The sequence below is a fragment of the Streptomyces sp. NPDC055815 genome, assembly GCF_053616475.1.
On record NZ_JBSHDU010000009.1, the window covers coordinates 147,095 to 155,829 of the forward strand.

Annotated in this window: 8 protein-coding genes; 5 read left to right on the forward strand and 3 right to left on the reverse strand. The window is 75.9% G+C overall.

Features of this window, described 5'->3' with window-relative positions; translation table 11 throughout:
• Positions 1-23 precede the first annotated feature (23 nt).
• A complete protein-coding gene (locus ACWGN5_RS09450; RefSeq protein ID WP_453512877.1) occupies positions 24-2,708 on the reverse strand; it encodes an ATP-binding protein in 2,685 nt (894 codons plus the stop codon).
• 203 nt (positions 2,709-2,911) lie between these two features.
• Here ACWGN5_RS09450 and ACWGN5_RS09455 point away from each other — a divergent pair, with 203 nt between their 5' ends.
• Positions 2,912-3,481 carry a DUF309 domain-containing protein gene (locus ACWGN5_RS09455; protein ID WP_453512855.1) on the forward strand — a complete coding sequence of 190 codons (570 nt, stop codon included), beginning with the start codon at positions 2,912-2,914 and terminating at the stop codon, positions 3,479-3,481.
• Here ACWGN5_RS09455 and ACWGN5_RS09460 read toward each other — a convergent pair.
• Together ACWGN5_RS09460 and ACWGN5_RS09465 are read right to left on the reverse strand one after the other, a co-directional pair.
• A complete protein-coding gene (locus ACWGN5_RS09460; RefSeq protein ID WP_453512856.1) occupies positions 3,467-3,838 on the reverse strand; it encodes a DUF488 domain-containing protein in 372 nt (123 codons plus the stop codon). The genes ACWGN5_RS09455 and ACWGN5_RS09460 overlap by 15 nt on opposite strands.
• A gap of 90 nt (positions 3,839-3,928) precedes the next feature.
• Positions 3,929-4,531, reverse strand: a complete 603-nt coding sequence (locus ACWGN5_RS09465) for a TetR/AcrR family transcriptional regulator (protein ID WP_453512857.1) — start codon at positions 4,529-4,531, stop codon at positions 3,929-3,931.
• A gap of 162 nt (positions 4,532-4,693) precedes the next feature.
• Between ACWGN5_RS09465 and ACWGN5_RS09470 the strand changes: the two genes are divergently transcribed.
• From ACWGN5_RS09470 to ACWGN5_RS09485, 4 genes are all read left to right on the forward strand, one after another.
• A complete protein-coding gene (locus tag ACWGN5_RS09470) occupies positions 4,694-5,599 on the forward strand; it encodes a phosphatase PAP2 family protein (RefSeq protein WP_453512860.1) in 906 nt (301 codons plus the stop codon).
• Positions 5,596-6,645 (forward strand): DMT family transporter, encoded by a 1,050-nt coding sequence (locus ACWGN5_RS09475; protein ID WP_453512861.1) that lies wholly within the window; start codon positions 5,596-5,598, stop codon positions 6,643-6,645. The genes ACWGN5_RS09470 and ACWGN5_RS09475 overlap by 4 nt, the downstream gene beginning before the upstream one ends.
• An 84-nt stretch (positions 6,646-6,729) precedes the next feature.
• Positions 6,730-7,743, forward strand: coding sequence for an SPFH domain-containing protein (locus tag ACWGN5_RS09480; protein WP_453512863.1), 1,014 nt, complete (start codon positions 6,730-6,732; stop codon positions 7,741-7,743).
• The gene (locus ACWGN5_RS09485; protein ID WP_453512865.1) at positions 7,740-8,639 is read left to right on the forward strand and encodes a hypothetical protein; all 900 of its coding nucleotides are present in this window, start codon (positions 7,740-7,742) and stop codon (positions 8,637-8,639) included. The genes ACWGN5_RS09480 and ACWGN5_RS09485 overlap by 4 nt, the downstream gene beginning before the upstream one ends.
• Positions 8,640-8,735 lie beyond the last annotated feature (96 nt).

The following is an 8,735-nucleotide window of genomic DNA, read 5'->3' on the forward strand; positions in this document are numbered from 1 at the left end:
CGCCGTGCAGGGAAAACATTACCTCACTCCGGAGGGTGGGATGACGCACGGGCTGTCACGGCGTCCGGGGTGAGGAGGTCTGCGCCGCAGGTGGCGGCCAGGGCGGTGGCTTCGGCGAGGGTCGTGGCCGAGCCGGTGGCGTGGGCGAGGTCGAGGCGGGCGCGGGCTTCCTCGTAGCGGGACGGCGACGCCGCGAGGTGTTCGACGGCCCGTTCGAGCAGGCGCCGGGCCTCCGGCGGGTCGGCGAAGAGGGACAGGCAGCGGTGGGCCTCGCCGAGGGCGGTGTGCGTGCCGAGGCGTTCCGCGTGGGTGAGGGCATCGCGGGCGATCCCGGCCGCTCGGTCCGGGTCGGTGGGCGCGAGGGCCCGGGCGAGGTCGAGCGGCCAGGGTGCCCAGACGATGTGGTGGCGGCCCCGGACGGTCAGGGCCTCGGCCGCGCCCTCCAGGGTGGAGACGGCTTCCTCGGTACGGCCTTCGGCGAGCAGCAGCCGGCCGAGGACGCTGGGGCCGTCGGGGAGCACGATCGCGCCCGGCCAGGGCGGGCCGAAGGAGTACCGGTCGGCGACGAGGCGGGCCTCGGCGGTACGGCCCCGGGCGACGAGGGTGTCGACGAGGAGGCAGGCGGTGTCCCAGTGGACGGGGAGGCCGTCGCCGACGCGGTCGGCGAGCCGGAGGCCCTCCTCCAGGTGGTGCTGGGCGCGGGGCAGGTTGCCGCGGCGCCGGTGGACCAGGCCCAGGAGGGTGTGGGCGAAGGCGAGGTGGGCGCCGCTCCAGCCGGAGATCTCGAAGGCCCGGACCGCCTCGCTGAAGAGGGCCTCGGCCCGGTCGGGGCGGTCGGCGAAGGCGTACGCGATGCCGGTGAGGGCCGGGATCTCGAAGCCCCATTCGGGGTCGGTCCAGCCGAGGCCCCGGGCGGGCGCCCCGTCGACGAGGGCGAGGTCGCAGAGCCGTACGACCTCGGCGGCGGGTTCTCCGCGCATCATCGCGTCGAAGGCGCGGACGGTGATGAGGGCCCGTTCGGAGTTGTCGGCCCCGGTGAAGCCGGCGGTGAGTTCGGCGAGGCGGCGGGAGCGGTCGTGGCCGTCCACCTCGGCCGCCTGGAACCCCTCGTACATGAAGTGCGCGGCCTGGAGCCGTCGTCGGCCGGTGCCCGGCGGCGTCCGGCCGTATTCGACGGCGGCGGCCCGAGCGGCCTCGTGGAGTTCGTTGTTGTGGGCGAGGGCCTGGGTGAGCCGGAAGGTCGCGTCGATGCGCAGGTCGTCGTCGAGGCCGGGCAGGTCGAGCGCGGAGCGCAGGTGCCGGACGGTGGCGGCGGGCGCGGTGAGCAGGGAGGCGCAGCCGAGTTCGTAGAGCACCCTGGCGTACGTGTCGGGGCCGGGCGGTTCGTTGAGGGCCCGCTCCAGGCAGCGGCGGGCCGCGTCGGGGGCTCCGACGGCGAGGTGTTCGACGGCGGCGGCCCGCAGGCGGCTCACGACCTCCTCGTCGTCGTCCGGGTGCACTTCGAGGAGGTGGCGGGAGACGGCGGCCGGTCCGTGGCCGGCCTGGGTGAGCGCCCAGGCGGCGCGTCCGTGCAGGGCGGTCCGTACGCCCGGGGGCACCGAGCCGTACACGGCGGTGGCGATGAGCGGGTGCGCGAACTCCAGGGGCGGGACGGGCACGAGGGCGAGTCCGTTCCGACCCTTCGTCGGCGCCGTCACGATGCGTGCGGCCCGGAGGAGTTCGGTGTCCTCGGCGACCTGCTTCGCGCTCAGGCCGGTGAGGGCTTCGAGGAAGTCGGGCGTGCTGTCCGTGCCGAGGACCGCCGTCGCCCAGGCGAGGCGGGTCGGGCCGGAGCCGAGCTCCTCCAGGCGGGCGACGAGTCCGCCGCCGCGGGCGCCGGCGCCGAGGTCGCGGAGGAGGGCAGCGGAGCCGGCGACGGGTTCGAGCATCCGGTCGCGGGCGTTGGCGAGCAGCTCGACCGTCTCGTACGGGTTGCCGGAGGTGACCGACCACAGCTCGCGGCAGAACGGCTCGTCGGCGTGCCCGCCGAGGGCGTCCCGGGCGAGCTCGGCGGTGGCCCCCGAGGTGAGAGCGTGCAGGCCCAGGGTGAGGACGGCGCGGTCCGCGAGCGCGGCGAGCGTCGCGTGTCCGCCGGGGCCCTGCGGCTCCCGCACGAACGGGCGGTGGGCGAGGACGACGAGGACGGGCAGCCGGCGGTCGCGGCGGGTGCGGGTGAACGCGTCGAGCCAGGCCAGGGATTCGGCGTCGGCCCAGTGGACGTCGTCCACGAGCAGCACCGGGGGCCGGTCCCGCAGCCGCTCGGCGAGACGGTCCAGGAGCCGGGCGAGGCCGATCAGCACGCCCTGCGGGTCGGCCGGCGCGTCAAGGGTGGGCGCGGCGAGCCCGAGCGCCGGGGCGAGCAGGTCGAAGTGGTCGCCGAAGAGCTGCCGCACCTCGTCGGCGGCGAAGCCGTCCAGGGCGGGCTGGAGCAGTTGTCGGGTGAGGTGGAAGGGGACGGAGGTGAGGGTCTCGCCGCCCCGGGCGGTCAGGACGGTGCAGCGGTCCCGGGCGGTGCGGTGTATCTCGGCGAGGAGCGCGGTCTTGCCTATGCCCGGCTCGCCCCGGTAGCCGAGTATCCCGCCGCGTCCCGGGCCGCCCGTGGCGGCTCCGGCGACGAGTTCGTCGACGGCGTGGGCGGCCGCGGCGAGCTCCGGGCCGCGCTCGAGCAGCCCGCCGCGCTCCGCGTCGGAGACGCGCGCGGCGAACGGCGTTGCGGGCGGCGACTGTTCGGGATCCGTCGGCACCGGTGACTCACTCCCCACACACGAACTGTTGGTCATGACGCTACCGGCACCACCACCCGCGCGGACCGGAACAGCGCCGGACAGACGAGCCTAGCGCTCGTGATCGTCCGAGGGGCGACAATGGACGGGTGAACCGGACAACGGGTGACGACGGCGGCGCGCGGGCCGGGGCGGAGGAGGGCGCGCGGGAGGGTGCGCGGGGCGCTTCGCGGAAAGGTGCGCGCGGCAGGGACCGCGACCCGGAGGGGCGTGCGCGCAGCTCCCGGCCGCGCGACGGGCTCGGGCGTCCGCTGCCGTACGGGGCGGAGGGCGTGCCCCGGCAGCCCGAGGGGGTCGTCCGCGCGCCCGAGGAGACCGTGCGCGAGGCGCAGCGGCTGCTCGACGCCGGGATGCCCTTCCACGCGCACGAGGTCTTCGAGGACGCCTGGAAGTCCGGCCCGGCGGCGGAGCGGGACCTGTGGCAGGGGCTCGCGCAACTGGCCGTCGGCCTGACGCACGCGGCCCGCGGCAACACGGCGGGCGGGGCACGGCTGTTGCGCCGCGGCGCCGACCGGCTGGCCGGCGGGAGCCCGATTCCCGGTGCGTACGGGATCGACGTCGGCGGACTGGTGGTGTGGGCGCGGGAGTTGGCGGACCGTACGGAGGGCGGGAGCGCGCTCGACGCCGCCGCGGAGGCGCCCCGGCTACGCCGACTCTAGTGCGCGCCGCAGTACGGACGTGTGGCTCGTGGACGGGTCCTTCGCGGCGGTCAGGAGGGTGACGGTCTCCCGGGCGGCGAGCTCCCGGAGCCGGTCGAGGGCGGCGGCGGCCTCGGGGGCGTCGAGCTCGGCCTCGTAACGGCGGCAGAACTCCTCGTACGCGCCGTCGGGGCCGTGGTACCAGTGGCGGAGTTCGGTGGAGGGCGTGAGCGCCTTGGGCCACTCGTCGATGTGGGCGTCCGTCTTCTTGAGACCGCGCGGCCAGAGCCGGTCGACGAGGACGCGCACCCCGTCGTCGGGTGAGGGGTCCTCGTAGACGCGGCGGACACGGACGGCGGGGGTGGTGCTTGCGGCCATGCCTCCAGGGTGCGGGACGGAGCCGGGTCTCACCGCGCCCGACGCGCGGGGCGGACCCGGCCACGCGGGCGCAAGCTCAGCCGCCGGGGCTCAGCCCTCGACGCCCAGGGCCGGGAGCAGGACCGCGTCGACGAAGGTCCGCATCGTCGAGGCGTCCGCGAAGCGCTCCTCGAAGAGCCGCTCGATGCGGAGCATGCCCATGAAGCAGGGCGCGACGAATCCGATCGCCGGGTTGCCGGCCTCGACCTCGCCGCGCTCGACCGCCCGCGCCACGACCGCGTCGATGGCCGCGACCTCGGGGGCGATCACGGTCTCGCGGAGCGCGGCCCGCAGGTCGGGGTGCTGGATGTAGGCCTGCGCGACGGCCTCCATGAGCTCGGCGTCCCGCTCGCGGCGGGAGGCGGCGACCCGGGCGGCCTCGCGCAGATCTCCGGCCAGGGTGCCGGTGTCGATGCCGGCGAAGACGGTGCAGCGGCGCTGGGCGAGCGCGGCGGTCACGAGCTGGGGCTTGGTGCCCCACTGCCGGTAGAGGGTGGCCTTGCCGCACTTGGTGCGGGCGGCGACGCCCTCCATGGTCACCGAGTCGTAGCCGCCCTCGCGGAGGAGGCAGAGCACGGCGTCGTAGAGCTCCGTCTCGCGCTCCGGCGTGATCTTGCTGCGACGGGCGGCGGCGGTCGCGGCCTGTGTGGACATCGATCCCTCCCGGACACCTCTGTCTCTGCACATACGAGAGTAGGGGGTGCACAATCGAGACGCAAACGTATCGAGACGCTTGCGTCTCGATGAAATCGGATCTAGGCTCACTCCGTTTGTTGGCGATTTGACGGATTAGAGGGCCGCACGATGGCTGTCGGGATGAGCGGGATACGAGGACCACGTCCTGCAGGACCGGGGTCGCCGCCTACCCCCGCACCCGCCGCCCAGGGCGGGACCGACGCCCCGGAAGCCGCCTCCGAACCGGAACAGGAACCGGAGCAAGGGCCCGGGTCGGGATCCGGGTCCGGGTCCGGCTCCGCCAGACCTCCGCTCCTCCGCGAGCTGCTGCTCGTCACCGCGCTGTTCCTCGTCTACAAGTTCGGCCGGCTCTTCGCCAACGGCCACGAGACCCGCGCCTTCCGGAACGCCGACCGCGTCTGGGACGCCGAGCGCGCGATCCACCTGCCGGGCGAAGGAACGATCCAGCAGTTGCTCCTGCACGGCGAACCGCTGACCCGGGCGGCCAACACGTACTACGCGGCCGTGCACTTCCCGGCCACCATCGCCTTCCTCGTCTGGCTCTACTGGCGCCGCCCCGCGCACTACCTCTGGTCGCGCCGGGTGCTGGCCCTCACCACCGGCGCCGCGCTCGCGCTGCACCTCCTGATGCCCCTCGCCCCGCCCCGGATGCTCGCCGCGTCCGGACTCGTCGACACGGCCCGCGTCTACGGCCCCTCCGTCTACGGGGCGACACCGGAGACGGACTCCATGGCGAACCAGTTCGCCGCCATGCCGTCGCTCCACTTCGGCTGGGCCCTGATGGTCGCGATCGGCCTGATCGCCGCCACCCGGTCCCGCCGGCGGGTGCTCTGGCTGCTGCACCCGGCACTCACCCTGCTCGTCATCGTCGGCACCGCCAACCACTACTGGTTCGACGCGCTCGCCGCCGCCGTCCTCCTCGGCCTCGCGCTGCTCGCCGTCCGCGCCCCCGGACGGCGGACGGCACCCCCATCCGTGTCCCGCCCGCTCGGCGCGGCGCCCCTCCCGGTCGGAGCCCTGCGATGAACCCCGCCGCCGGCACCGCGCTCGCGGTGCTCCTCTCCCTCGTCTCCGCCGCCGGGTACGCGCTCGCCGCCGTCGCCCAGTCCCGGCTCGCCGCCGCCTCCCCCGCCGCCCCCGACGGGCGCGGCGCGCTGCGCGCCCTCCTCGCCCGCGGGCAGTGGTGGTGGGCGGTCGGCCTCAACGCGGCCGGAGCCCTCGCCCACGTGGCCGCCCTGCACTACGGGCCGCTGACGCTCGTCCAGCCGCTGGGCGCGCTGACGCTGGTGGCGGCGCTGCCGCTGGGTGCGTACTGCGCGCGCCGCCGGGTGACCCGTACCGAATGGCGCGGAGCCCTGTGGACCCTGGGCGGGCTCGTCGGGCTCGTGGCCGTGACCGGGCCCACCGCCCCGGGCGAGGCGCTCAGCCTGCGCGAGTCCCTGATCGTGGCCGCGGCGACGGCGCTCCTGATCGCCGTCCTGGCCTCCGGGCGGCTGCACGGGCGCGAACAGCGCGGGACCGGCGGCCCGGCCGCGCGTCGCGGACTCGGACACGCGACGGCCTCCGGGATCGCCTCGGGCGTCGCCTCGGCGCTCACCCAGACGCTCACGGCCGCGCTCGCGCTCGACCTGCCCGGCGGCGAGCCGACCTGGTGGCAGACCGCGCTCCTCGCCGTCCTGATATCCGGCTTCGCCAGCGGCGGCCTGCTGCTGTCCCAGGCCGCCTACCGGGGCGGGCTCGCGGCCCCGCTGGCCGTCGTCAACCTCTCGAACCCGGCGGCGGCCGCGGTGATCGGCGTGGCCCTGCTCGGCGAGACCTTCCGGGCGGGCGCCTGGGGCTGGCTGGTCGCGGCGGGCGCGTCGCTGGTGGCGGCGCGGGGGGTGGTCCTGCTGACGAAGGGCGGCGGGCAGGAGCCGGCGGCGGTTCCTGCTCCCGTGACGGTCCCCGCTCCCGCGTCCGCGCCGGAGCCGACGGCGGTCCCGGCCTTCCCCGGCCTCAGCGCACCGGGAGCCGAACCGGCACCGGCACCGTCTCCGGCGCCCGCGCCCGCGCCCGCGCCCGTCGCGGGCTGAGGCGGACAGGACACCCCCTATTCGTCACCTTGACGACAACCATGGAATCCCCCTATCGTCCACATGACGACAAGGGGGTTTTCCATGGCCGACATCACCCGGCGGGCCGGCTGGCGCCATCTGCGCTCCGCGCCCACCGCCCACATCCGCCACCAGCGCCGCGGCCGGCTCGTCCACGACGGCGAAGGGCTGAGCTTCTGGTTCCGGCCGCTCACCGCCGCGCTCTCCGAAGTGCCGGTGAACGACCGCGAGCTCGCGATGGCCTTCCACGCCCGCACCGCCGACTTCCAGGACGTGAGCGTGCAGTCCACCGTCACGTACCGGATCGGCGACCCCGGCGCGGCGGCCACCCGGCTCGACTTCTCCATCGACCCCGACACGGGCGCGTGGCGCGGCACCCCGCTGGAACAGCTCGCCACCCTCCTCACCGAGACCGCCCAGCAGCACGCCCTCGACGTCCTCGCCCGCACCACGCTCGCCGCCGCGCTCGTCGACGGCGTGGCGGCGGTACGGGACCGCATCGCGGCCGGGCTCGCCGCCGAGCCGCGCCTGCCCGACACCGGCATCGAGGTCGTCGCGGTCCGGGTGGTGGCGATCCGCCCCGAGCCGGAGGTCGAGCGCGCCCTGCGCACCCCCGCCCGCGAGCAGATCCAGCAGGAGGCCGACCGGGCCACGTACGAGCGCCGGGCGGTCGCCGTCGAGCGGGAACGCGCCATCGCCGAGAACGAGCTCGCCAGCAAGATCGAGCTCGCCCGGCAGGAGGAGCGGCTCGTCGAGCAGCGCGGTACGAACGCGCGCCGCGAGGCCGAGGAGAACGCGGCCGCCGACGCGGTACGGGCCGAGGCCGAGGCCGTACGCAAGGTCAGGCTGGCCCGGGCCGAGGCGGAGGCGGCGCGCGAGGTCGGCGAGGCGCGCGCCGGAGCGCAGGCCGCGTGGCTGCGGGCGCACGCGGAGGCAGACCCGGCGGTCCTGCAGGCCGTGGCCGTGACCCGGGCCGCGGAGAACCTGCCGCGCATCGAGCACCTCACGCTCTCCCCTGACGTGCTGACCGGGCTGCTCGCCAAGCTGGGCGGCGGCGAGGGCGGGGCGCGGCCGTGAGTCTCGCGCCGCGCGCGGTGCTCGTGCACCGGACCACGGAGTACGAGGAGCTGCTCGCCCGGCACGGCACGCACGGGCAGGCCGCGTTCTTCCTCTCCGCGCGCGGCCGCTCGGTCGACGCCGTGCGCGAGCGACACGAGCGGACGCGGCGGGCGCTCGCCGAGGTGGCGGGCGCGGTTCCGCTGACGTGGCGCCAGACGCGGGTCGAGCGCGCCGACCTGGACCGGTTCCTGTTCGGGCCCGAGGACGTCGTGGTCGTGGTCGGACAGGACGGTCTCGTCGCCAACGCGGCGAAGTACCTGACGGGGCAGCCCGTCATCGGCATCGACGCCGACCCCGGGCGCAACCCGGGCGTCCTGGTCCGGCACCGGCCGGAGCGGGCGCGGCGGCTGCTGCCGTACGCGGCGGGGGCCGGGGCGGCGGTCGACGAGCTGACGATGGTCGAGGCGGTCACCGACGACGCGCAGCGGCTCCTCGCCCTGAACGAGATCTACGTCGGCCCGCCGGGGCACCAGACCGCCCGCTACACCCTCGCGCTCGACGGCACGGACGTGCCGCCCGAGCCGCAGGCGTCCTCGGGTGTCCTGGTCGGCACCGGGACGGGCGCGACGGGCTGGCTCCGCTCCCTGTGGGAGCAGCGCTCCAGCGCGCTCGCCCTGCCCGCGCCCTCGGACGCGCGGCTCGCCTGGTTCGTCCGCGAGGCCTGGCCGTCCCCGACGACGGGCACGAGCCGGGTGGAGGGAGTGCTGGACGCGGGCCGGGGACTGCGGCTCACGGTCGAGTCGGACCGTCTGGTCGCCTTCGGGGACGGCGTCGAATCGGACGCGCTGGAACTGACGTGGGGCCAAACGATCCACCTCACGGTCTCCCCCTCCCGCCTCCACCTGATCCACTGACGGGCCCCGCCCCGGCAATCGTTCCGCCGTTGTGGGCAATCGTTCCGCTGGGGCGGAACGGGTGGGCACAACGGAACGGCGCCCCTGCCGGCGCCT

Bases quoted from the DNA above. Each gene is read 5' to 3' on its own strand.
- ACWGN5_RS09475 (WP_453512861.1), top strand. From the start codon at position 5,596: ATGAACCCCGCCGCCGGCACCGCGCTCGCGGTGCTCCTCTCCCTCGTC.
- ACWGN5_RS09465 (WP_453512857.1), bottom strand. From the start codon at position 4,531: ATGTCCACACAGGCCGCGACCGCCGCCGCCCGTCGCAGCAAGATCACG.
- ACWGN5_RS09480 (WP_453512863.1), top strand. From the start codon at position 6,730: ATGGCCGACATCACCCGGCGGGCCGGCTGGCGCCATCTGCGCTCCGCG.
- ACWGN5_RS09460 (WP_453512856.1), bottom strand. From the start codon at position 3,838: ATGGCCGCAAGCACCACCCCCGCCGTCCGTGTCCGCCGCGTCTACGAG.
- ACWGN5_RS09470 (WP_453512860.1), top strand. From the start codon at position 4,694: ATGAGCGGGATACGAGGACCACGTCCTGCAGGACCGGGGTCGCCGCCT.